Genomic DNA, 23,397 nt, shown 5'->3' on the forward strand with positions numbered 1-23,397 from the left:
GGTGATCCCGCCCGGGACGGTTCCGAGGCCCTGCCTGGGGCGATCCCGTGGCCCCGTCCGAGGCGGTCCCGAGGCTCCGTCCGGGAGCGTGAGACGCGCCGCCGGGCGCGGCTCGGCCCGGGAGGGTCGGGAGGCGGCGCCTCTACGGGTACAATTTCCGATGGCCTGTCACCGGCAGGCCGACTTCGCATGCCCCAGCAGGGGCCGTTCCCCCGGTCCGGGCTCAGCCCGGCGGGAGCGGTCCGGGGGCATCAGGGCGGCAACCGAGGGTTGCCGCGTCAACCGCAACCGCGCCCAGCGATGGGCGCCACGACTTGGAGGACAATTCCGTGTCCACCCCCGTCGTCACCATGCGACAGCTGCTCGAGAGCGGCGTTCACTTCGGCCACCAGACCCGTCGCTGGAACCCGAAGATGAAGCGCTTCATCTTCACCGAGCGCAACGGCATCTACATCATCGACCTGCAGAAGTCGCTGTCCTACATCGACCGTGCCTACGACTTCGTCAAGGAGACCGTCGCGCACGGTGGCACGATCATGTTCATCGGCACGAAGAAGCAGGCCCAGGAGGCCATCGCCGAGCAGGCCTCCCGCGTCGGCATGCCGTACGTCAACCAGCGCTGGCTGGGCGGCATGCTCACCAACTTCTCCACCGTGCACAAGCGGCTCCAGCGTCTGAAGGAGCTCGAGGAGCTCGACTTCGACAACGTCGCCGGCTCGGGGCTCACCAAGAAGGAGCTCCTCATGCGCCGCCGCGAGAAGGAGAAGCTGGAGCGCACCCTCGGCGGCATCCGCGACATGTCCCGCGTGCCCAGCGCGGTGTGGGTCGTCGACACCAAGAAGGAGCACATCGGGATCAGCGAGGCCCGCAAGCTCAACATCCCGGTCGTCGCGATCCTCGACACCAACTGCGACCCGGACGAGGTCGACTACCCGATCCCGGGTAACGACGACGCCATCCGCGCCGTCGACCTGCTGACCCGGGTCGTCGCCGACGCCGTCGCCGCCGGTCTCATGGCCCGCGCCGGCGCCGGCCGTGGCGGCGACGACAAGCCGGCCGTCGCCGGTGGCGCCGAGCCGCTGGCCGAGTGGGAGCAGGAGCTCCTCGAGGGCGCCGGCGCCCGCGAGGCCGAGGCCGCCCCGGCCGTCGAGAACGACGCCGAGGCCGAGGCTCCGGCCGCTGAGGCCGAGGCCGCTCCGGCCGCCGAGGCTGAGGCCGCTCCGGCCGCCGAGGGCGAGCAGGCCTAGGACCGCGACCGCCGGGATCCGCCCGATGAGCGGACCGGGGCGACGGCACCCGTCGAGGTGCCGCCCCGGGCCGCTCGACGGGTGAAGACCGGTGGGAGGGGCACCAGGACTGTCTGGCGAATGCTGCCCGTCGCGAGCGAGATCCGGACGGACGCCTCGCGAGGCGGAGGACGTGGCCGAGTCCACGGCCGACGACTCGCCCGGGCCCCGGCGGGAACGTGAAGCTTGTGAAGCGTTCCCTCCGGGGCGAGGGCGACGACGGAGCGGGGCGCCGTCCGGGCCACGCGGCAGGGCATGATTCGTCAGACACGACTAAGTTCTCCTCGTACGGCATGCGGCCGTACGACCCGCAAGGCTCCTTCCGGGCGGGCCTCCTCCATGAGGGCGCCCACCCGGGTCCACCCAGAACCCTGATCTCATGCCGACTCCTGAGATCAGTGACGATTCCCACGAGGAAAAGACAATGGCTTCCGTGAACATGGCCGACGTCAAGCGGCTTCGTGAGCTGACCGCGGCCGGCATGATGGACTGCAAGAAGGCGCTGGAGGAGTCTGAGGGCGACTTCGACCGCGCCGTCGAGATCCTGCGCCTCAAGGGCGCCAAGGACGTCGGCAAGCGCGAGGCCCGCACCGCCTCCAACGGCCTGGTCGCCCTGAAGCAGGACGGCGACTCCGCCGCCGCGCTGCTGGAGCTCAACTGCGAGACCGACTTCGTCGCCAAGGGCGAGCGCTTCCAGGAGCTGGCCTCCCAGGTCGTCGCGCACATCCTGGCCACCAAGCCGGCCGACGTGCCGACCCTGCTCGAGTCGCAGTTCGACGGCAAGACCGTCAAGGAGCAGCTCGACGAGGCCAACGCCGCGCTCGGCGAGAAGATCGAGATCCGCCGCTTCGCGGTGCTCGAGGGCGGCTACGTCGGCGCCTACATGCACAAGACCGACCCGCAGCTCCCGCCGGCGGTCGGCGTGCTCGTGCAGCTCGACAGCGCCAACGCCGAGGTCGCCAAGGACATCGCGCAGCACGCCGCCGCGATGGCCCCCAAGTACCTCAGCGCCGACCAGGTCCCCGCCGACGTCATCGAGAAGGAGCGCGCGCTCTTCGAGGAGATGACCCGCGAGGAGGGCAAGCCCGAGGCTGCCATCGCGAAGATCGTCGAGGGTCGCGTCAACGGCTGGTACAAGGACTTCACCCTGCTCCAGCAGGCGTTCGTCAAGGACAACAAGAAGACGATCGAGAAGTACGCCGCCGAGAACGGCGTCGAGGTCCGGGCTTTCGTCCGTTACAAGGTCGGCCAGGCCTAAAGGTCCGTTCCCCGGATCCTCGCCGCGGCGGGGGTCGGTTCGACGGACGCCCCGCGAGGCGCCGTCCGGGTGACCGCGGTAGGCGTGTCTGATGGATCCTCTCCGCGCGGGCGACCGCGGCGGGCGAGGAGATCCATCGGACACGCCTCAGCGAGAGGATCCGCGGGACAAGCCGTAGGCTTGACCCAGCTTCTCTCAACAGAACAGCTACGAGGAGGCCGCCGTCGTGCAGGAGAACTCAGAACCCGCTACGTCGGCGGTTTCGTCGTATGCGGGCTCGCTTCGCTGGAAGCGCGTCATGCTGAAGCTGTCCGGCGAGGCGTTCGCCGGCGGCGATCCGATGGGCATCGACCCCGTGGTGGTCAGCCATCTGGCCGACTCGATCGCCGAGGCCGTCCGCGTGGGCGTGCAGGTCTCCGTCGTGGTCGGCGGGGGCAACATGTTCCGCGGCGCCGCGCTGTCGGAGAGCGGCATGGACCGCGCCCGGGCCGACTACATGGGCATGCTCGGCACCGTCATCAACTGCCTGGCGCTTCAGGACTTCCTGGAGAAGCGGGGCATCGAGACCCGTGTTCAGACGGCCATCACCATGCAGCAGGTGGCCGAGCCCTTCCTGCCCCGCCGGGCCATCCGCCACCTGGAGAAGGGGCGAGTGGTGATCTTCGGGGCGGGCCTCGGCTCGCCGTTCTTCTCCACCGACACCTGCGCCGCGCAGCGCGCGCTGGAGATCGGCGCGGAGGCGCTGCTGAAGGGCACCCAGGTGGACGGCGTCTACGACTCCGACCCGCGGAAGAATCCCGACGCGGTCAGGTTCGACCACCTCGAATATGGTGAGGTCTTGACCCGTGGTCTCGGTGTCATGGACGCCACCGCCATCAGCCTCTGCATGGACAACGGTCTGCCGATCGTGGTCTTCGATCTCATGGGCGAGGGCAACATCCTGCGGGCGGTACGCGGTGAGAAGATCGGCACGTTGGTGAGCCCGGCAGGGAAATAGGGAGTGAGCCCGACGCAGCGAGCGGAGCGGTACGCGACGCAGGAGCGTCCCGCGACGTGAGTGAGGAAGGGTGAACGACCCCGGAGACAGGGAGTGAGCCTGACGTAGCGAGCGGAGCGGTACGCGACACAGAGCGGTCCGTGAAGCGCGTGAGGAATGGCGAGCGAACTCAGAAGACAGGGAGCCGCTGTGATCGACGAAACCCTCCTCGAGGCCGAGGAAAAGATGGACAAGGCCGTCGCGGTGGCGAAGGACGACTTCGCCGGGATCCGCACGGGTCGTGTCACCCCGTCGATGTTCAACAAGATCAATGCCGAGTACTACGGGACGCCCACGCCGATCCAGCAGCTGGCGTCGTTCCACGTCCCCGAGGCTCGCATGGTCATCATCCAGCCTTACGACAAGGGCTCCATGGCCGCGATCGAGCGCGCTATCCGGGACTCCGACCTGGGTGTGAACCCGGGCAACGACGGCCAGGTCATCCGGGTGGCCTTCCCCGAGCTGTCGGAGGAGCGCCGCAAGGAGTACATCAAGGTCGCCCGTACCAAGGCCGAGCAGTCCAGGGTCTCGGTGCGCAACATCCGCCGGCACGCCAAGGAGGCCCTCGACAAGATGGTCAAGGACGGCGAGGCCGGGGAGGACGAGGTGCGCCGGGCCGAGAAGGAGCTCGACGACCTCACCCAGAAGCACGTCGCCAAGATCGACGAGCTGCTCAAGCACAAGGAAGCCGAGCTGCTCGAAGTGTGAGCAACGGTCCTTGTCCCGCGTGGTCCCTCCGCGCGGGGCAAGGATTTTTCGTATGAGAGTAGGACCAGTGGAACCAGCGGCGGGCGCTAGCCGTACAGGACGGAATCTCCCCGCCGCGATCGCGGTGGGCGTGGGCCTGGGAGCGGCCGTCATCGGCTCCCTCTACACCGTCAAGGAGCTCTTCCTCGCCGTGGTGATCGCGGCGGTCGGTGTCGGGATGGTGGAGCTCGTCAAGGCGTTCGGGACCAGGCAGATCGGCGTCCCGCTGGTCCCCGTGCTCGCCGGGATGGCGGCCATGCTCGCCGGCGCCTACTGGGGCGGGCCCGGCTGGCTGCTCGCGATCTTCGCGATGACCGTCGTGGCGCTGATGGTCTGGCGGATGTTCCGGGGGACGGACGGTTACGTCCGCGACGTCACCGCGACGGTCCTGGTCACGGTCTACCCGTCGCTGCTCGCCGGTTTCGTGGCGCTCCTGCTCGCCCAGGACCAGGGGCCGGACCGGGTGGTGGTCTTCATCGCCACCACCGTCGCCAGCGACATCGGCGGGTACGTCGCGGGGGTCCTGTTCGGCAGGCACAAGATGTCGCCGGTGATCAGCCCGAAGAAGACCTGGGAGGGCTTCGCCGGTTCGGCGCTGGCCTGCATGGCCGTGGGCGGCTGGCTGACGGTGTGGCTGCTGGAGGCCGAGATCTGGAAGGGCGTGGTGATCGGCGCGGTCGTCGTGGTCCTCGCCACGCTCGGCGACCTGGTCGAGTCAGTGATCAAGCGGGATCTCGGGATCAAGGACATGAGCAGCGTGCTGCCCGGCCACGGCGGGATGATGGACCGCCTCGACTCCCTCGTCGCCGCGGTGGTCCCGGTCTGGGCGCTGCTGAGCCTGTTCGTGTGAGGACGGGACCGTACGGCCCCGCGGGAACGGTCAGGTCGCCCGCCGGGTGAGCCGGTCGGCCGAGAGCCGGGGGAGCAGCGCCTCGTAGCCGTCGGCCGCCTCCTGGAGCTCGTCGGCGGTGACGGGCATCAGCCAGAGCCACTGCACGGCGTCCCCGCCGAAGGTGAACCCCGACAGGTCGGGCAGCCCGGAGAGCCCGGCCAGCATGATGACGCCGCTGTAGGCGGAGCCGAGCGGGAAGGTCTCCGGCCGGTGGTACCAGCGGGCGGTGTGGCCGTGCCCGAGCCAGGTGACCGAGTGCCACGGGTACTGGCCCAGCCACATGAACAGCCGGGCGGCGTCCCGCGGGTCGCGGGGGGTGGCGACGGCGAGCTCCACGCGGGCGTAGGCGTCCGGTCGGTCGATGTACTGCTCCACGGTGGGCATGCGCTGGCAGCTCATCCCGACGGTGGACAGGATGCTGTATCGGCGTCCCCGCTCCGGGGGCCGTTCGGTGATCCCCACGGTCGGCAGGCGCCCGCCGCCCGCGTCCCAGAACCGGCCCGCGGACCCGACGGCCCGGTCCAGGTGGCCCATGACGAACTGCTGGAACGAGGCCCAGGCGCCGTCGCCGCCCCGCCACTCCCAGTAGGCGCGGGCTTTGTCCAGCCGGGGCGCCAGCCCCTCGCTGGCCTCCTCCAGGGACCACGCGAACGGCGTCTCGCCGATCGCGTCACGCGAGTAGCCCGGCATCGCCCTGGTCATGTCCGCCCAGCCAGGAATGACCGCGAGCAGTTCGTCGTTCTCGTACAGGGCGACGCCGTCGCCCTCCTCGAACCAGAGCGATCGCAACGTGCCCAGCGGCGGCCTGCCGGAGGGGTGCCGGGTGTTGGCCCGGGGCGCCACCGGGGGCAGTCCGGAGTTCAGGCGGTTCAGGTCGATCGTGGGCGGGGCCGGTACGTGGTTGGCCAGCCACACGGCTCCGTGCACCGTGCCTTCGGGCGCGCACAGGTAAGCTACCGACGAAATATCGTCGCGCTCGACCACCAGGGTCCGGCTCCCGTAGGGATTGACGTCGGACAGCACGACCTCGACGCCTTCTCCCCTCACCCCTGAGGGGCGGAATGTCGCCATACCTCCGGACTCTAGATCAGGGCCGAGCGTCGCTTCGAGTGTTCACGTAATCGTGGAGAGAAGGCTTCGCACGTGTCGACCGCCAGCCCGGCAGGGGCCCCCGCACCCGGCCAGCTCACCTTCGTGGCGCCCCGCCGGGCCAAGCCCGCGCGTCACCTGGCCGATCTGACCATGGCCGAGCGCCGGACGGCGGTCGCCGAGCTGGGCGAGAAGCCGTTCCGCGCCGACCAGCTCTCCCGGCACTACTTCGACAAGCTCAACGGCGACCCGCAGTCGATGACCGACCTGCCCGCCGCGGCGCGCGACAAGCTCGGGAGCGCGCTGTTCCCCACCCTCCTGACCCCGGTCAGGGAGCTGACCACCGACGGCGGCACCACCCGCAAGACGCTGTGGCGGCTGTTCGACGGGGCGCTGGTCGAGTCGGTGCTCATGCGCTACACCGACCGCACCACCATGTGCGTGTCCTCCCAGGCGGGCTGCGGCATGAACTGCCCGTTCTGCGCCACCGGCCAGGCGGGCCTGACCCGCAACATGTCGACCGCCGAGATCGTCGAGCAGGTCGTCGCCGGAGCCCGGGCCCTGGCGGAGGGGGCGGTCCCCGGCGGTCCCGGCCGGGTCGGCAACGTGGTCTTCATGGGCATGGGCGAGCCGCTGGCCAACTACAAGGCCGTGATCGGCGCGGTCCGCCGGATGACCGAGCCCTCGCCCTCCGGCCTGGGCATCTCCGCGCGCGGCATCACGGTCTCCACCGTCGGCCTGGTCCCGGCGATCGGCAAGCTGGCCGCCGAGGGCCTGCCGGTGACGCTGGCGCTGTCCCTGCACGCCCCCGACGACGAACTCCGCGACACCCTGGTGCCGATCAACACCCGCTGGAAGGTGGCCGAGGTCCTCGACGCCGCCTGGGACTACGCGGCGAAGACCAAGCGCCGCGTCTCCATCGAGTACGCCCTGATCAAGGACGTCAACGACCAGGAGTGGCGGGCCGACCTGCTCGGCAAGCTCATCAAGAACAAGCTCGTGCACGTCAACCTGATCCCGCTCAACCCCACCCCCGGTTCCAAGTGGACCGCCTCCCGCCCCGAGGACGAGCGGGCCTTCGTCCGCCGTCTGGAGCACCACGGCGTCCCGGTCACGGTCCGCGACACCCGCGGCCGTGAGATCGACGGCGCCTGCGGCCAGCTCGCCGCCGCCGAGTAGCGGGTCCAGCGATATTCACAAAAGGGACGTCGCGGTACGACGCTCACCAGAGGGATGCAAGTGTCACACAAGTGCGCTGGTGGATCCTCAGAGGGTGAACATCGCAAGAACCTCCCTCCTGGCACTCATGGCGGGTGTCCTGACAGGATGCACCTTCACCGTCGAGGCCGACGTGACGACCGGCGCCGAAGCGACCAAGGCGCCCGGCTCCTTCGCCGAGCCGTTCCCCGAGAAGCTGTTCACGATGGACCGCGTCTCCGTCGTGCCGGCCGCGGAGGGCGAGGCGATCCCGGATGGGACGCACCACAAGGCCACCGGCAAGCAGCTCACCGTGACCTACCGGAGCGGCGAGGGACCCACCGCGGGCCATCAGGTCGTCGCCACCGGGTCGCAGGCCCAGGTGAGCGACCTCAAGGCCGCCCTGGACTCGCTGACCGAGAAGGCCGGCAAGCCGGCCGGGGCGCGGACGGACTGGGTCCCGGTGAACCCCGGCGTGGGTCCCGCCGCGGCCGCCTGCCAGAACCTCGCCGAGGGCGAGGGCACCCGCTGCTACTGGGTCGACGCCGACACGGTGGGATACCTGCACATGTCGAAGGAGGCCGCCCCGTACATCCCCTTCGACAAGACCAGGCTCGCGCTGGAAGACCTGAAGAAGAGCAAGTGACGCGGCACGCGGCCGCCCCCGGGGCCTTCGCCGCCCGTTGAACCCTCAGTTCTCCTGGAGCCCCAGGGCGGCGACGGCCTTCTCCGCGCTGTCGTAGGAGGAGAACAGCCGGTCCAGGCCCATGATCCGGAAGACGTGGGCGAGGTCGGGGTCCAGGCCGGCCAGGACCAGCGCGGCGCCGGCGCCCTGGGCGCGCTGGTGGGCGGCGACCAGTATCGAGATGCCGGTGGAGTCGCAGAACGTCAGGGGAGACAGGTCGATCACCAGTCCGGCTCCGGGAGCGAGCGTGACCTCCTCCAGAGCCGCCCGCAGGCGGGGAGCGGTGTGGTGGTCCAGATCACCGGCCACGACCAGAACGTGCAGGCGGGCCGAGTGCGGGCGATGGGTGATGGTCAGACCGTGGTCATGCTGCACCAGGGCTCCTGAAGGGGGGCGGCCGTCGGGTGGACAGGGACGGACAGGGCGAGCACCGCGGTGTCGTCCGAGACACCCTCGCCCAGGCTGGCGATCAGTTTATGCACTGCGACGAGAAGGTCGTCCGCGCCGGCGGGCGCGGCGGCCTCCACGTAGGAGGCGAGACCCTCCCATTCCAGCATGGCGCCGGCTCCGGTGCGGGCCTCGGTGAGGCCGTCGGTGTACAGCAGCAGCGCGTCCCCGGCGTTCAGGCGGATGCTCACCTGCGCGAAGTGGGGGTCGCGCAGGATGCCGATCAGCTGCCCGCCCTCCGGGTGGACGATCTCGACGCCGCCGTCCGCCCGCACGGCCAGGGCGGGGGGATGCCCGCCGCCGGCGAGGGTGACGGTGAACCCGTCGCCGTCGGGCTCCAGGACTCCGAAGACGGCGGTGCAGTACGGCGGCGGCGCCTGGCTGCCGGCGTGCTCCTGGTGCAGGACCGTGTCCAGGTTGGCCAGCACCGCACGCGGGTCGGGATCGTAGACGGCGGCGGCGCGCAGCGTGTAGCGGACCAGGGAGGTCAGGGCGGCGGCGTCGGCGCCCTTGCCGCAGACGTCCCCGAGGAAGAACCCCCAGCGGTTGCCGTCGAGCGGGAACAGGTCGTAGAAGTCACCGCCCACCTCGTCGGCGGAGAAGGGGTGGTAGGCCGCGGCCGCGTGCAGCCCCGGCACCCGGGGCAGGGCCGGGGGCAGGAGCGTGCGCTGCAGGGTGCGGGCCAGGCGCTCGGCGCCGGCGCGCAGCTCGCGCTCGGCGGCGACGGTGCGCGCGGCGGCCATCCGCAGCTCCAGCTCGCCCGTCACCAGGGCGGCCAGATCCTGCAGGGCGTCCAGCTCCTCGGCGTCGGCCTGCCGGGGGCGGGTGTCCATGACGTTGACGCTGCCCAGGCGGTGACCGTCCGGAGCGGTGATCGGGGCCGCCGCGTAGAACCGGACGCCGGGACCGCCGCTGACCAGCGGATCGGCCGCGGCGCGCGGATCGGCCAGGGTGTCCGGGATGACGAGGACGCCGCCGTGCTCGACGGCCCGGGCGCACAGGCTCGTCGCGCGCGTGCCCTGGAACGCCTGCGCCGGCAGCCCGTGGGCGGCGCCGCACCGCACCCGTTCGCCGTCGACGACGGTCACGGTGGCGACGGGAGCGCGGAAGATCCGCGCGGCCAGCGAGGTCACCCGCTCCAGAGCGCCGTCACCGGGAGCGTCCAGGGACAGATAGCGGCTCACGGCCGCCGACCGGTGCGCTTCGTCGGCGCTGTCGATATCGGGCTCCTCCACCTCGCTGCGTGCGGCGCGCGGGGCGGACACAGGGCCCCGGAGCGATTTGCCTCATCCTACGTAACCGTTGGAGCAACCCTTACGTGACCTTTGGGACCACGCCGGTGGAGTCGTTCATCCGTTCACGCGGAAAGAGGAGAGGCGATGAGGTGGCCTTCCCCGCCGAGTCGGCGCAGCTGGCGCCGGTGCGCACGGCGCTGCGCGGCTGGCTGAACCGCTGCGGGCTCAACCCATCCATGATCCAGAAGGTCCTGGTCGCCGTCGGCGAGGCCTGCGACAGCCGTCACCGGACCTGACGGAGCACCGCTAGGGCCGGGTACGGCGGAGCCGCGCGTAGACCGCGGCGCCGGCCGCGGACCAGAAGAGGGTGGCGGCCGTGACCTGGAGCAGGATCTCGTCGAGCGTCCCGGCGTTGGCGGCGCGCATCCACGGCATGACCGGCACGGCGAACGCGCCGGCCGGGGTGAGGCTGGCCAGCAGCAGCGCGAGATAGCCGCCGAACAGCGTCAGCATCGAGGTCGCCGGGGAGGGCAGGATCGGTCTGCTGGTCAGCGCGCCCAGCGCGGTTCCGGCGCTCAGGCCGAGCAGGTGCAGGCCCGCGCCGCGGGCGACGTCGCCCGCGGGCGGGGTGACGGCGAAGCCGTGGAGCAGGGGCAGGGCGACCGCGATCGCCGCCAGCCCCAGGTTGACGGCCAGCGCGGCCAGCAGCCCGGCGGCGACCTCCCGGCGCGGGCCTCCGGCCGACGTCGCCGAGATCAGCCGCTGCGCCGGGGGCTCGGTGTCGAGCAGGCCCCGGGCCGCCCAGGCGAAGACGATGATCAGCAGTCCCGCGGAGTCCGCGTAGGAGGGCAGTTCCTTGCCCGGGGGGACCAGCGTCGAATAGAAGATCACCATCATGATGAACAGCCCGGTCAGCGGTTGCAGCAGCCGGTGGGAGCGGGCGTAGGCGGCCAGCTTGAACCGGATGAGGGCGATCACCTGGAGCCTCCCGGGGCCGGTCGGCCCGGACCGTGACCGGACCGGATGATTCTGGTGGCCTGGGGCCTCACCGTGGCCGGGCACGGCAGGACGCCGTGACCGGACCGGATGGTGGTGGTCGCCTGGGGCCTCACCGTGGCCGGGCACGGCAGGACGCCGCGGCTGGACGGGGTGCGATGGATCATGCGGGCCGCCTGGTGAGGTAACCGTCCGCGCGGAGCTTCTGCTCGACCTCGTCGGCCTCCTCCATGCCGACGAGCACCTCGATGACCGCGTGCCGCGCCCGCTCGCCGTCGCCGACCTCCCTCGACGCCCGCTCGCGGTCGTCCTCGGCGAGTTCCCTTGATGCCCGCTCGCGGTCGTTCCCGGCGGCCGTCCGCCGTACCCGCTCGGCGTCCGGGACGGTGACCGAGGCGTCGGCGACCAGCCAGTGCTCCGCGCCGGGGAAGCTGCGCAACTGGTTCTGGTGGTCGCTGACCACGACCGTGCCCCCGCCGGAGGCGACCTCCCCGATGATCTCCGGGAGCTCGGCGCGGGTCTGCTCGTCGAGCCCGGCGAAGGGCTCGTCCAGGATCAGCAGGCCGGGCGGGGCCAGCAGCGACTGGATCAGGCCGACCTTCTGCGCGCTGCCCTTGGACAGGTCGCCGAGCGGCTGGTCGAGCAGGTGGGAGGCGCCCAGCCGCTCGGCCAGGGCCGTACCGGCCGCGGGGGAGACGCGCCGGGCCCGGGCCAGGTGGGCCAGGTAGGCCGCGACGGTGAAGGGCTGCTCCACCGGGAACACCTCGGGGGCGTAACCGACGACTCGGGGCCGCCCGGTGACCGAGCCCCGGGACGGGCGGACGATCCCGGCCAGGAGCCGCAGGAGCGTCGACTTGCCCGCTCCGTTGCGGCCGGTCACCTCCACGACGGACCCGGCCTCCAGGGCGAGGCCGACCTCCCGGAGGACCCAGGGGCCGCGGCGGGAGTAGCGGAACGACACGCTGGACAGGCGCATAGGCCCGTCACCCTACCTCCCCCCGGCGCTCGCTTTACTGTCCTGATCCCCCCAGAATGGTGGTCTCACATACAGGGACGGAAAGGATGCGGGGTTGAACCGCTTTCCACGGGTGCTGGGCCTGCGTTCCGGATACGACCCGGATCAGGTCGACGCGTTGGTCCGCCGGATCGAGGGCACCCTGGGCCGGGGTGAGCCGGTGGATGAGCCGATCACCGCCGACGAGATCCGGGAGGCGCGCTTCCGCGCGAAGCTGGGCGGATACAACGAGACCGCCGTGGACTTCGCGCTGGAGGCCTTCATCGTCGCGATCGAGACCCGTCCCGAGCGGGGGCGCGTCCCGCAACCGCGGGCCGCCCGGGTCCCCGCACCCGTGCCGCGGATCGACGAGACGCGGGTCCGGGAAGCGCGGATCGACGAGGCACGGGCCGCTGAAGTGCGGGCCGCCGAGGCGCGGGTCCAGGAGGCGCGGGCCGCCGAGGCGCGGGGGGCGGCGGGACCACGCGATGACGCGCCGGTGGACGAGGCCGCCACGGACGAGGTCCCGGTGGTGGGGATCGGCGAGGCCGACGTCCTGGTGGCGGGGGGCCGCGCCGGCGACGCCCACGGTGAGGGCGTCCACGCGGGCGTCCGCGACGCCGGAGCCGCCGAGAGCGGGAGCCGGGCGGACGCCGAACGCGGCGACGAGACGCGCGCCGCCGGGCCGGAGCGGCCCGTGGCCCTGTGGCCGCACCCGCCGGAGTCCCTGCTGGCGGACTATCCGTCGCCCGAGCCCCTGCCGGCGGACTATCCGTCGCCGGAGCCGGACGGCGTGACGCTCGCCGAGCGGGAGGAGCAGGCGATCAGGGTCGAGCGGGTCGCCTTCCGGGCCGGGCGGCTGGGCATGGGCTACGACGAGGGCGAGGTGGACGAGTTCCTCGACCGGATCGTGGCCACCCTGCGCGGGACCACCGACCAGCCCGTCACGGCCGCGGAGGTGCGCGCGGCCCGGTTCGGCACGGTGATGTTCAAGCCGGGGTACGCCGTGAGCCAGGTGGACGGCTTCCTGGCCGAGATGGCCGACGTCCTGGAGGGCTACTTCGGCGCGTGACCCCGCGGGACGGCACGTCCCGCGGGGGCGCCCCGGAGCTTCAGCGGGTGCCCCACGAGTAGGTCTGCTTGTGGAGCTTGAGATAGACGAAGGTCTCGGTGGCGCGCACGGTGGGGATGGCGCGGATCTTGCCGAGGATCTCCAGGAGGTGCTGGTCGCTCTCGCAGACGACCTCCACCATGATGTCGAGGGATCCGGCGGTCAGCACGACGTAGTCGATCTCCGCGATGGCCGACAGCTCGTCGGCCACCTCCTCCAGGTCGCCCTCGCACTTGATGCCGATCATCGCCTGCCGGGAGAAGCCGAGGGTCAGCGGGTCGGTGACCGCGACGATCTGCATCACCCCCGCGTCGAGCAGGCGCTGGACCCGCTGGCGGACCGCCGCCTCGGACAGGCCCACGGCCTTGCCGATCGCCGCGTACGGCTTGCGCCCGTCGCTCTGCAGCTCCTCGATGATCTTCTTGGAGATCTCGTCGAGGACGACGGTGCCGGGCCGGGAGTCGTTGTCCCGGCGTACCTTCGGTGGTGTCGTCATCCTCGCTCCCATGGACCATGGACAAGTTTCGGGGCTGTGGCTGTCATGTTGCGGTTTTGGTGCGACATGTTGTCAGTTCTGGCTGCTCTGTCAAGCGATTCCGTAGCAATTTGGTATCTTCACAACGAAATCCCTTGTTGAGAGACTGTCGCTCTGTAAGAGTCGCGACAACTCAACCCCCATGCGCTAGGAGGTCGACGGTGACCACCCCGGTTGAGAACCCTGAGCTCACCCGTCTTCGAAACTACGTCAACGGCGACTTCGTGGAGGCCACGAGCGGCCGGTTCTCCGACATCATCGATCCCTGCACCGGAGAAGCCTATCTGCAGGCGCCGATCTCCGGTGTGGAGGACGTGGACGCGGCCTACGCCGCCGCGGCCGCCGCGTTCGAGTCCTGGAGCCAGACCACGCCGGGCGAGCGCGCCAACCTGCTGCTGAAGGTCGCCGACGCGATCGAGGCGCGGGCCGACGAGCTGAACGAGGCCGAGTGCCGCAACACCGGCAAGCCGCGGGCGCGCATGGCCGAGGACGAGACGCCGGTGGCCGCCGACCACTTCCGTTTCTTCGCCGGCGCCGCCCGCACCCTCGAAGGGCCGACGTCCGGAGAGTTCCTGGCCGACCACACCTCCGTCATCAGGCACGAGCCGATCGGCGTCATCGGCCAGGTCACGCCCTGGAACTACCCGATGATGATGGCCGTGTGGAAGATCGCCCCCGCGCTCGCCGCCGGCAACACCATCGTGCTCAAGCCGTCCGACACCACCCCGGTCTCGACGATCAAGCTGGCCGAGATCATCGGCGGGATCCTGCCGAAGGGCGTCTTCAACGTCGTCGCCGGCGACCGCGAGACCGGCGCCCTGGTCGTCGGCCACCCGACCGCGCAGATGGTCGCGATCACCGGTTCGGTCGGCGCCGGCATGGCCGTCGCCAAGACCGCGGCCGACGACCTCAAGCGGGTCCACCTGGAGCTCGGCGGCAAGGCCCCGGTCGTCGTCTTCGAGGACGTCAAGGACATCAAGGCCGCCGCGGAGGCCATCGCCACCGCGGGCCTGTACAACGCCGGCCAGGACTGCACCGCGGCCTGCCGCGTGCTGGTCCACGAGAGCATCCACGACGAGTTCGCCGCGGCGCTCGTCGAGGCCGCCGCGAACACCAGGACCGGCGACCTGTCCGACGAGGAGGCCCTGTACGGCCCGCTCAACAACGCCAACCAGCTGGAGCGCGTCGCGGACTTCTTCAACCGGGTCCCCGGGCACGCCAAGGTCCTGACCGGCGGCCACCGCATCGGCGACAGGGGCTACTTCTTCGCCCCGACCGTCGTGGACGGCCTCCAGCAGGACGACGAGATGGTGCAGAACGAGATCTTCGGCCCGGTCCTCACCGTCCAGACCTTCTCCGACGAGGCCGACGCGCTCGCCAAGGCCAACGGCGTCAAGTACGGCCTGTCGGGCTCGGTCTGGACCTCCGACCACGGCCGGGCGATGCGGATGTCGCGGAAGCTCGACTTCGGCGTCGTGTGGGTCAACACCCACATCCCCTTCGTCTCCGAGATGCCGCATGGAGGCTTCAAGCACTCGGGTTACGGTAAGGACCTGTCGGTCTTCGGCCTGCACGACTACCTGCGGGTCAAGCACGTCATGCACTACATCGGCGAATAGCCGCGAACAGAGAGACAAGCCTGGTATGACCGAAACCCAGGCGGGCACGGGGGAGGCCACGGCCTCCCCCGTCACACCCCAGGTGCCCGCCATCGAGCTCGACGGAGTCGTCAAGGAGTACCTCGCCCACGGTGAGGTCGTCCAGGCGGTCAAGGGAGTCACCTTGTCCATCGCCGAGGGCGAGTTCTTCTCGCTCCTCGGCCCCTCGGGCTGTGGCAAGACCACCACCATGCGCATGATCGCCGGGTTCGAGGACCCGTCGCGCGGCACGGTGCGGCTCCACGGCCAGGACGTGACGAACGTGCCGCCCAACCGGCGCGACGTCAACATGGTGTTCCAGTCCTACGCCCTCTTCCCGCACATGAACGTGTGGGACAACGTGGCCTTCGGCCTGCGGCGCAAGAAGACCTCCGAGGCCGAGATCAAGCGGCGCGTCGGCGAGACGCTGGAGATCGTGGACCTCGTCGGCCGCGAGAAGCGCCGGCCCCGGGAGATGTCCGGCGGCCAGCAGCAGCGGGTCGCGCTGGCCCGCGCCCTGGTCAACCGGCCCCGGGCGCTCCTGCTGGACGAGCCGCTGGGCGCCCTGGACCTCAAGCTCCGCCAGGCCATGCAGATCGAGCTCAAGCGCATCCAGCGCGAGGTCGGCATCACCTTCGTCTACGTCACGCACGACCAGAGCGAGGCGCTCACCATGAGCGACCGCATCGCCGTCATGCACGACGGTCTGGTCGAGCAGCTCGCCTCCCCCCGGGAGATCTACGAGCGTCCGGCCACCGCGTTCGTGGCCGGCTTCATCGGCACCTCCAACCTGATCCGCGGCACCGTCGACCGGGTCGAGTCCGGCAACGCCGTACTCGCGCTGGACGAGGGCGGACGGGTCCTGGTGGCGGAGGCGTCGCATCGGGCGGGGGACCCGATCACGATCACCGTACGCCCCGAGAAGATCACCATTTCCACGGAAGAGCCCGGGGGGGAGCTCAGCGCCGTGCGCGGCACCGTCTCCGAGGTGGTCTACCTGGGCCTGTACAACAGTTACGCGGTGCGCCTCGCCGACGGCGCCGAGGTCACCGTGTTCCAGCAGAATGCGCTCGACAGCAGCAGCACGGCGGAGCGTGGTGACGCCGTGTGGTTGTCGTGGCAGCCGCACCACTCGTACGCGATCGGAAGTTGAGCCTCTCCATGCACGACCCCCGCACCTCCCCCGCCTTCCTCCGCGGCATGACCCAGAGCCGCTCCGTCAACCGGCGGGACGTCTTCCGCCTGGCCGGCCTCTCGGCCGCCGGGCTCGCCCTGAGCGCCTGCGGCGTCCAGGGCCAGCAGAAGGCAGCCCCCAAGCCGTCCGAGGTCGCCGACTTCTGGGCCGGGAAGCAGAAGAACGGCAAGGTCGTCTTCGCCAACTGGCCGGAGTACATGCCCGAGGGCCGCGAGCCGCTGAAGAAGTTCCAGCAGGAGACCGGCATCGCGTTCGAGTACCTCGAGGTCATCGACGAGAACGCCTCCTTCTTCGGCAAGTCCGAACCGCAGCTGCGGGCCGGGCAGCCGCTGGGCTACGACATCATCGTGATGACCAACGGCACGCAGTTCGCCAAGATGCAGGCCCTGGGCTACCTGGTGGGACTGGACCACAAGCAGCTGCCGAACTTCGCCGCCAACGCCGCGCCGAAGTACAAGAGCCCGGCCTACGACCCGAACAACACCTACTCCATCCCCTACACCTCCGGCATGACCGGCATCGCGTACAACACCAAGTACGTCAAGGACCCGATCAAGAGCATCCAGGCGCTGTTCGATCCCAAGTACAAGGGCAAGGTCGGCATGATGGCCGACTCCCAGGAGATCGCCAACTTCGGCCTGCTCGCGCTCGGCGTCGCGCCGGAGCAGGCCACCAAGGCCGACTGGCAGAAGGCCGCCGACCTGCTCAACAAGCAGCGCGAGGACGGCATCGTCCGCAAGTACTACGACCAGGACTACATCGACGCGGTCTCCAAGGGCGACGTGTGGCTGACCATGGGCTGGTCCGGCGACGTCTTCCAGCGTCAGCTCGCGGGGGAGCCGGTCGCGTTCGTGGTGCCCGAGGAGGGCGGCACGATCTGGACCGACAACATGATGATCCCCAAGGGCGCGGCCAACCCGGTCGACGCGCTCATGCTCATGGACTACCTCTACAAGCCCGAGATCGCCGCCGAGCTGACGGAGTACATCCAGTTCGTCACCCCGGTGCCCGCGGTGAAGGAGCTGCTGTCCACCAAGGCCGCGGGGCTGTCGGGTGAGGACAAGGAGGCCCTGGAGGCGATGATCGAGAGCCCGCTGATCTTCCCCTCCGAGGCCGACTACGCCAAGCTGCACGGATACATCTCGCCCGTCCAGGCGGCCGATCAGCAGGCCTTCGAGAGCCTGTTCCAGGCCGTCACCCAGGGTTAGCGGATGAGAAGGGTCAGAACGGCCGCCGCGCCGTACCTGCTGGCGCTGCCGGCGTGGATCTGGTTCGGCGTCTTCTTCGTGGTGCCGATCGCGGCCATGGCCTCGGTCTCGCTGACGACCGGCAACCTCCTGGAGGGCTTCCAGCAGACCTTCAGCTTCTCCAACTACGCCGACGCCATCGGGCAGTACCACACGCAGATGATCAGGTCGCTGGTGTACGGCGGCGTCGCCACGGTGATCATGCTGCTGCTGGCCTACCCGATGGCCTACTGGATCGCCTTCAAGGGCGGCAGGCGCAAGTCGATGTACCTGTTCCTGCTGCTGCTGCCGTTCTTCGTCTCGTTCGTGCTGCGCACGATCTCCTGGGGCTTCCTGCTGGCCGACGACGGCATCCTGTTCGGGCCGCTGAAGTCGGCGGGTCTGCTGCCCGCCGACTTCCACGTGCTGGCCACCGAGTTCGCGGTGATCGGCGGACTGGTCTACAACTTCCTGCCGTTCATGGTGCTGCCGATCTACGTGGCGCTGGAGCGGGTGGACCCGCGGGTGATCGAGGCCGCCTACGACCTGTACGCCTCGCGGTGGGCGGCCTTCCGCAGGGTGGTGCTGCCGCTGTCGCTGCCGGGCGTCTTCGCCGGCGTGCTGATGACCTTCGTGCCGGCCACGGCCGACCCGGTCAACGCCCGGGTGCTCGGCGGCACCGGCAACACGATGATCGGCAACATCATCCAGACCGAGTATCTGACCAACAACGACTACCCGACCGCGTCGGCGCTGTCGTTCACGCTGATGGCGGTGCTGCTGGTGGGCATCTTCGTCTACGCCCGGTCGCTCGGCACCGAGAACGTGCTGGAGGCGGCGGCCCGATGAGAGGCAAGCTCGGCGACAGGCTCCTGCACGGCTACACCTGGCTGATCATCGCGTGGCTCACCGCGCCGATCCTCGTGATGATCATGTTCGGGTTCAACGACAAGCAGAGCAAGTCCAACACCTCGTGGCAGGGCTTCACACTCCGCTGGTACGGGGAGCTGTTCGCGGACGGCTCCCTCACCGAGGCGCTGGTCAGCTCGCTGCAGATCGCGGTGATCAGCACGGTGCTGACCACCGTGGTCGGCACCGCCCTCGGCCTGGCCCTGGGCCGCCACCGCTTCCGCGGGCGGGGGGTGAGCAACTTCCTGGTCTTCGCGGCGATCTCGACGCCCGAGCTGGTCATGGGGGCCTCGCTGCTGTCCCTGTTCGTCTCGGGGAACACCCCGCGGGGCACGCTCACCATCACCATCGCGCACGTGCTGTTCTCACTGTCCTTCGTGGTGGTGACGGTGCGCGCCCGGGTGGTCGGGCTCGACCCCTCGATGGAGGAGGCGGCCAGGGACCTGGGGGCGGGCCCGTGGACCACGTTCCGGCTGGTCACCCTTCCGGCGATCATGCCGGGCGTGCTCGCCGGGGCGCTGCTGGCCTTCGCACTGTCCGTCGACGACTACGTTGTGACCAGCTTCGTCAACGGCTCCACGCTGACGTTCCCGCTGTGGATCATGGGAGCGGTCAAGGTGGGCATTCCACCGCAAGTCAACGTCATGGGCACGCTAATCTTCGGTATCGGAGTCGCCATCGCGATCGCCAACGCGATCGCGAGCCGGCGTCGCGCCTGAGGACTCCGGGGCCCCGCGCCGTGCGGCGCGGGGCCCCGGCATACCGTCTGCGGCAAGGAACAGGGAGGCGAGATCGGAATCAGGCGGGGGGAACCCGCGCCCGATCAACTGACTGATCGAGCAATCAACTCAAGAAAGCTTTTCAAGACTCACGTTGGGAAGTGAGATTGTGGATCCGCTGAAGGCACTGACTGATGCGGAGCGCAAGCCGTACTGGCTTGACAGTACGGCGAAACCCGAGCCGCAGCCGCGGCTCTTCGGGAACACGACGGCCGACCTCGCGGTGGTCGGCGGCGGCTTCTCGGGGTTGTGGACGGCCCTGATGGCCAAGGAGCGCGACCCGTCGCTGGACGTGGTCCTGCTCGAAGGACGGAGGATCGGCTGGGCGGCCTCCGGGCGCAACGGGGGCTTCGCGATGGCGACCCTCACCCACGGCATCGCCAACGGGCTGGAGCGCTGGCCCGAGGAGATCTCGACGCTGGAGCACATGGGCCTGCGCAACCTCGACGAGATCGGCGAGACCGTCACCCGCTACGGCATCGACTGCGGCTACGAGCGCACCGGGGAACTGCACGTGGCGACCGAGCCGTGGCAGCTGGAGGAGATGCACGAGAGCGCGCAGGTCGCCCGCGAGCTGGGCGTCCGGTTCGACGTGATGGACGCCGGCCAGGTGCGGGCGGAGGTGAACTCGCCCACCTACGCCGGAGGGATGTGGGAGCGTGACGGCTGCGCCATGCTCGACCCCGCCCGGCTGGCGTGGGGTCTGCGGCAGGCCTGCCTGGACCTGGGCGTGCGCATCTACGAGCGCACGCCCGTCCGCTCCGTCAAGGACGTCCCGGCGGGCCTGGACCTGCTGACGCCGTACGGCACGGTGAAGGCCGCCAAGGTGGCCCTCGGCACCGGCGTGTTCCAGCCGCTGCTGCGGCGGCTGAAGCACTTCCTGGTGCCGGTCTACGACTACGCGCTGATGACCGAACCCCTCTCGGCCGAGCAGCTGGCCTCGGTCGGCTGGCACAACCGCCAGGGCGTCGGCGACTCGGCCAACCAGTTCCACTACTACCGGCTGACCTCGGACAACCGCATCCTGTGGGGCGGGTACGACGCGGTCTACTACAACGGCGGGAAGATCAAGCCGGAGTACGAGCAGCGCGACGAGACCTTCGTCAAGCTGGCCGAGCACTTCTTCACCACCTTCCCCCAGCTGTCGGGGCTGCGCTTCAGTCACCGGTGGGGCGGGATCATCGACACCTGCAGCCGCTTCAGCGCCTTCTACGGGCAGTCGCACGGCGGGCGCCTGGCCTACGCCGTCGGCTACACCGGGATGGGCGTCGGGGCGACCCGCTTCGGGGCCAACGTCATGCTCGACATGCTGAGCGGACGGCGGACCGAACGGACCGAGCTGCGGATGGTCAGGGAGAAGCCGGTCCCGTTCCCGCCCGAGCCGATCCGCTCGGCGGGCATCCAGATGACCCGCTGGTCGATCGCCCAGGCCGACCTCAACCAGGGCCGCCGCAACCTCTGGCTGCGCACCCTGGACAAGATGGGCCTCGGGTTCGACTCCTAGCTCCCGCGGCTCCCGGTCCCGCCGGTTCCGGCGGCTCCGCAGGTTCCGGTGGCTCAGGACGCCGCTCGACCCTCCGGATCCGGTCCGACCATTCCGACCACGTTCTGTACGGTCCGCGCCGTGCGGGCACGGCGTCCACAGACGCCTGCCCGCCTCCGCGCGTCGTCCACAGGCTCGCGCTCCGGGCTCGCCCCGGGGGCGCGGGCCGTACAGACTTGGGGGCATGACCGAGAGGGTTGAGTTCACCGCCGACGGGATCACACTCGTCGGAGATCTGCGTGTGCCCGAGGGGCCGGGGCCGCATCCGGCGCTGGTCCTCACCGGGCCGTTCACCGGCACCCGTGACCAGGTCACCGGGCTCTACGCGGCCCGGCTGGCCGAGGCCGGATATACGACACTGGCGTTCGACCACCGCAACTGGGGCGAGTCCGGCGGGCAGCCGCGCCGGCACGAGGATCCACAGGGAAAGCTGCACGACCTGCGGGCCGCGGTCTCGCTGCTGCGCGCCCGGCCCGGGGTGGACGGCGACCGGATCGGCGCGGTCGGCATCTGCCTGGGCGGGGGCTACGCGCTGAGGTTCGCCGCGTTCGACCCCCGGGTGAAGGCGTTCGCCGGCATCGCCGGGGCCTACAACAACCCCTACGCCATGCGCGCCGGGATGTCCCCGGACGGCTACCGGGGAGCGCTGGCCTCCTTCACCGAGATCCTGGAGCGCCAGGATCAGGACGGGCCGGTGGAGTACATGCCGGTCGTCGCGGAGGAGGGCGAGGCGGCGATGCCGGGTGACGAGCCGTTCGCCTACTACGGCACCTCGCGCAGCGCCTCGCCGCACTGGCGCAACGAGGTGACCCGGGCCTCCATCCGCGAGCTGATCACCGTGGACAACATGACCGGCGCCGACTTCCTCGCGCCCACGCCGGGGATCATCGTGCACGGGGTGGTGGACCGCTTCTGCTCGCCCGAGGGCGCGGAGGAGGCCTACAAGCGCATGGACGGGCCCAAGAAGCTCGTCTGGCTCGACGCCCGGCTGCACATCGACCTCTACGACGCCGAGCCGTACGTCACCCAGGCCGTCGAGGCCGTGACCGCCTTCCTCGGCGAGCACCTCCGCCCATCGCCCGGGGAGGGCGGGGCGCCGGGCGGCGGCTGACGGCGCGGGCCCGGTCGCCCCCGGTGACCGCCCGGAGACGGTGACCGCCCGGAGACGGAGACCGCCCGGGGACGGAGACCGAAGACGGAGGCCGTACATCCATCGATGTACGGCCAGGTTGGGCCCGCGTGACGATGTTCTCCGCCGGCCGGGGCGGAATCGTGGGCGTTATGACGAATCACCGTATCGACGTTCTCGACGTCCTCAGGGGTGTCGCCATCATGGGCACCCTGGGCACGAATATCTGGATCTTCACGGATCCCGGCGGGCCCGCCGCCGTGTTCGACACGCTGGCCCAGCCGGGAACCGTGGAGACCATCCTGAGGTTCCTGACCAACGGCAAGTTCCTGGCGCTGCTCACCCTGCTGTTCGGGGTCGGCCTGGAGCTGCAGTACCGCTCGGCGCGGCGGCGGGGCGCCCCCTGGCCGGGCTGGTACCTGTGGCGGGCGGCGCTGCTGTTCGCCGAAGGGCTGATCCACTACTTCCTGATCTTCGAGTTCGACGTGCTCATGGGCTACGCGATCACCTCGATGATCGTGGCCTACCTGATCGGCCGGAGCGACCGCGCCGTCCGGGCCTGGATGATCGGGGTGGGCTCGGTGTTCGCCGTGGTGATCGGCCTGCTCACCGCCGCCCTGGTGTACGGCCAGGACACGGCGTCCACCCCCGCCTCCGGGGAGAGCACCCTGTTCAGCGAGGGCGGCTACACCGAGCAGGTCGCCGCCCGGGCCGAGCTGTTCGGCCTCTACCGGCTGGAGGCGGTGTTCATCGTCCCGATGGGGATCGTGCTGTTCCTGCTCGGCTCGCGGCTGATGCGCGCCGGGGTGTTCGAGCGCTCCGAGCGGGGCGCCGCACTGCGCCGGAAGCTCATGATCCTGGGCCTCGGCGCGGGCGCGCCGCTGAACCTGCTGACCTCCTTCGCCGGGGAGGGCTGGTTCCTGGTGGACCGCTACCTGCTGCCCCCGCTGGTGGCGCTCGGCCTGCTCGGGCTGGTCACCTCCGTCGTCCACCGGATGTCCGGCGCCCCCGGCCTCCTCCGGCGCGGGCTGACCGCGGTCGGCCGGACGGCGCTGAGCTGCTACGTCTTCCAGAACCTGGTGGCGGCCGTGCTCTGCTACGGCTGGGGACTCGGGCTGGCCGGGCGTCTCGACGGGCTGCGGCCGTGGTGGGTCCCGGCCGCCTGGGCGGGGATCTGCCTGCTGTTCATGACGCTGGCCTCGCTCTGGTTGCGCCGTTTCGACCGGGGACCGCTGGAACTGCTCTGGCAGTGGGCCTACCAGGCGCCCCAGCGCTCCCGGCGAGAGCCGGAGCAGGTCCCGGTCTCCCGGCGGTGAGGCGGCTCAGGGCAAACGGGCTGGCGGGCGGAGGCTCAGGGCAAACGGGCTGGCGGGCGGAGGCTCCCGGCGGTGGGCCCCGCGCCTCACCGGGTCGCGCCTCACCTGGTCCCGCCTCACCGGGCCGGGTCCGGCGGGCCCGCGCTTCGGCGGGC

Annotated in this window: 23 protein-coding genes; 17 read left to right on the plus strand and 6 right to left on the minus strand. The window is 70.5% G+C overall.

Going from position 1 to position 23,397, the window contains the following annotated elements; genetic code table 11:
* Positions 1–350: 350 nt before the first annotated feature.
* The 5 genes from rpsB to Plo01_RS06925 all read left to right on the plus strand — a co-directional run bounded on the left by rpsB (position 351) and on the right by Plo01_RS06925 (position 5,177).
* Complete coding sequence (gene rpsB, locus Plo01_RS06905) at positions 351–1,247, plus strand: 30S ribosomal protein S2 (RefSeq protein ID WP_203889724.1); 897 nt, start codon at positions 351–353, stop codon at positions 1,245–1,247.
* 463 nt (positions 1,248–1,710) lie between these two features.
* Positions 1,711–2,544, plus strand: coding sequence for a translation elongation factor Ts (gene tsf / locus Plo01_RS06910; RefSeq protein WP_203889668.1), 834 nt, complete (start codon positions 1,711–1,713; stop codon positions 2,542–2,544).
* A gap of 226 nt (positions 2,545–2,770) precedes the next feature.
* The gene (gene pyrH, locus Plo01_RS06915; protein ID WP_203889669.1) at positions 2,771–3,541 is read left to right on the plus strand and encodes a UMP kinase; all 771 of its coding nucleotides are present in this window, start codon (positions 2,771–2,773) and stop codon (positions 3,539–3,541) included.
* A 189-nt stretch (positions 3,542–3,730) separates the two neighbouring features.
* Positions 3,731–4,288 carry a ribosome recycling factor gene (frr, locus tag Plo01_RS06920; protein ID WP_203889670.1) on the plus strand — a complete coding sequence of 186 codons (558 nt, stop codon included), beginning with the start codon at positions 3,731–3,733 and terminating at the stop codon, positions 4,286–4,288.
* A gap of 52 nt (positions 4,289–4,340) precedes the next feature.
* Positions 4,341–5,177 carry a phosphatidate cytidylyltransferase gene (locus Plo01_RS06925; protein WP_203889671.1) on the plus strand — a complete coding sequence of 279 codons (837 nt, stop codon included), beginning with the start codon at positions 4,341–4,343 and terminating at the stop codon, positions 5,175–5,177.
* Positions 5,178–5,207: 30 nt separating this feature from the next.
* Here Plo01_RS06925 and Plo01_RS06930 read toward each other — a convergent pair whose 3' ends face one another.
* Positions 5,208–6,290 carry a suppressor of fused domain protein gene (locus Plo01_RS06930; RefSeq protein WP_203889672.1) on the minus strand — a complete coding sequence of 361 codons (1,083 nt, stop codon included), beginning with the start codon at positions 6,288–6,290 and terminating at the stop codon, positions 5,208–5,210.
* Between the two features lie 72 nt (positions 6,291–6,362).
* On the opposite strand from Plo01_RS06930, the gene rlmN reads away from it, so the two are divergent.
* The gene (gene rlmN / locus Plo01_RS06935; RefSeq protein ID WP_203889673.1) at positions 6,363–7,487 is read left to right on the plus strand and encodes a dual-specificity RNA methyltransferase RlmN; all 1,125 of its coding nucleotides are present in this window, start codon (positions 6,363–6,365) and stop codon (positions 7,485–7,487) included.
* A 94-nt stretch (positions 7,488–7,581) separates the two neighbouring features.
* Complete coding sequence (locus tag Plo01_RS06940) at positions 7,582–8,151, plus strand: hypothetical protein (RefSeq protein ID WP_203889674.1); 570 nt, start codon at positions 7,582–7,584, stop codon at positions 8,149–8,151.
* A 45-nt stretch (positions 8,152–8,196) separates the two neighbouring features.
* On the opposite strand, the gene Plo01_RS06945 is transcribed toward Plo01_RS06940, so the two are convergent.
* Together Plo01_RS06945 and Plo01_RS06950 are read right to left on the minus strand one after the other, a co-directional pair.
* A complete protein-coding gene (locus Plo01_RS06945; protein WP_239315962.1) occupies positions 8,197–8,565 on the minus strand; it encodes an STAS domain-containing protein in 369 nt (122 codons plus the stop codon).
* The gene (locus Plo01_RS06950) at positions 8,544–9,872 is read right to left on the minus strand and encodes a PP2C family protein-serine/threonine phosphatase (protein WP_203889675.1); all 1,329 of its coding nucleotides are present in this window, start codon (positions 9,870–9,872) and stop codon (positions 8,544–8,546) included. The genes Plo01_RS06945 and Plo01_RS06950 overlap by 22 nt, the downstream gene beginning before the upstream one ends.
* Before the next feature lie 149 nt (positions 9,873–10,021).
* On the opposite strand from Plo01_RS06950, the gene Plo01_RS06955 reads away from it, so the two are divergent.
* The gene (locus Plo01_RS06955) at positions 10,022–10,168 is read left to right on the plus strand and encodes an ATP-binding protein (RefSeq protein WP_203889676.1); all 147 of its coding nucleotides are present in this window, start codon (positions 10,022–10,024) and stop codon (positions 10,166–10,168) included.
* 10 nt (positions 10,169–10,178) lie between these two features.
* On the opposite strand, the gene Plo01_RS06960 is transcribed toward Plo01_RS06955, so the two are convergent.
* A complete protein-coding gene (locus Plo01_RS06960; protein ID WP_203889677.1) occupies positions 10,179–10,850 on the minus strand; it encodes a hypothetical protein in 672 nt (223 codons plus the stop codon).
* 181 nt (positions 10,851–11,031) lie between these two features.
* Complete coding sequence (locus Plo01_RS06965; protein ID WP_275415368.1) at positions 11,032–11,844, minus strand: ABC transporter ATP-binding protein; 813 nt, start codon at positions 11,842–11,844, stop codon at positions 11,032–11,034.
* Positions 11,845–11,938: 94 nt separating this feature from the next.
* Between Plo01_RS06965 and Plo01_RS06970 the strand changes: the two genes are divergently transcribed.
* Entirely contained in the window at positions 11,939–12,934 is a 996-nt protein-coding gene (locus Plo01_RS06970) for a DivIVA domain-containing protein (RefSeq protein ID WP_203889678.1), read from the plus strand.
* Positions 12,935–12,974: 40 nt separating this feature from the next.
* On the opposite strand, the gene Plo01_RS06975 is transcribed toward Plo01_RS06970, so the two are convergent.
* Positions 12,975–13,469: an Lrp/AsnC family transcriptional regulator gene (locus tag Plo01_RS06975; RefSeq protein WP_203889679.1), complete on the minus strand. Its 495-nt coding sequence runs from the start codon at positions 13,467–13,469 to the stop codon at positions 12,975–12,977.
* 200 nt (positions 13,470–13,669) lie between these two features.
* Here Plo01_RS06975 and Plo01_RS06980 point away from each other — a divergent pair, with 200 nt between their 5' ends.
* From Plo01_RS06980 to Plo01_RS07015, 8 genes are all read left to right on the plus strand, one after another.
* On the plus strand, positions 13,670–15,127 hold the full coding sequence (locus Plo01_RS06980) for a gamma-aminobutyraldehyde dehydrogenase (protein WP_203889680.1): 1,458 nt from the start codon (positions 13,670–13,672) through the stop codon (positions 15,125–15,127).
* A 25-nt stretch (positions 15,128–15,152) separates the two neighbouring features.
* Entirely contained in the window at positions 15,153–16,298 is a 1,146-nt protein-coding gene (locus Plo01_RS06985; RefSeq protein ID WP_203889681.1) for an ABC transporter ATP-binding protein, read from the plus strand.
* An 8-nt stretch (positions 16,299–16,306) separates the two neighbouring features.
* Complete coding sequence (locus Plo01_RS06990) at positions 16,307–17,548, plus strand: ABC transporter substrate-binding protein (protein ID WP_203889682.1); 1,242 nt, start codon at positions 16,307–16,309, stop codon at positions 17,546–17,548.
* A gap of 3 nt (positions 17,549–17,551) precedes the next feature.
* A complete protein-coding gene (locus tag Plo01_RS06995) occupies positions 17,552–18,415 on the plus strand; it encodes an ABC transporter permease (protein ID WP_203889683.1) in 864 nt (287 codons plus the stop codon).
* Entirely contained in the window at positions 18,412–19,194 is a 783-nt protein-coding gene (locus Plo01_RS07000; protein ID WP_203889684.1) for an ABC transporter permease, read from the plus strand. Before Plo01_RS06995 ends, Plo01_RS07000 begins: the two co-directional genes overlap by 4 nt.
* Before the next feature lie 169 nt (positions 19,195–19,363).
* Positions 19,364–20,758, plus strand: coding sequence for an NAD(P)/FAD-dependent oxidoreductase (locus Plo01_RS07005; RefSeq protein ID WP_203889685.1), 1,395 nt, complete (start codon positions 19,364–19,366; stop codon positions 20,756–20,758).
* Between the two features lie 223 nt (positions 20,759–20,981).
* Entirely contained in the window at positions 20,982–21,908 is a 927-nt protein-coding gene (locus tag Plo01_RS07010; protein WP_203889686.1) for an alpha/beta hydrolase, read from the plus strand.
* A 170-nt stretch (positions 21,909–22,078) separates the two neighbouring features.
* On the plus strand, positions 22,079–23,242 hold the full coding sequence (locus Plo01_RS07015) for a DUF418 domain-containing protein (RefSeq protein WP_203889687.1): 1,164 nt from the start codon (positions 22,079–22,081) through the stop codon (positions 23,240–23,242).
* The last annotated feature ends 155 nt before the right edge of the window (positions 23,243–23,397 follow it).

Origin of the sequence: Planobispora longispora (assembly GCF_016863135.1) — a bacterium.
Classification (GTDB): Bacteria; Actinomycetota; Actinomycetes; order Streptosporangiales; family Streptosporangiaceae; genus Planobispora; species Planobispora longispora.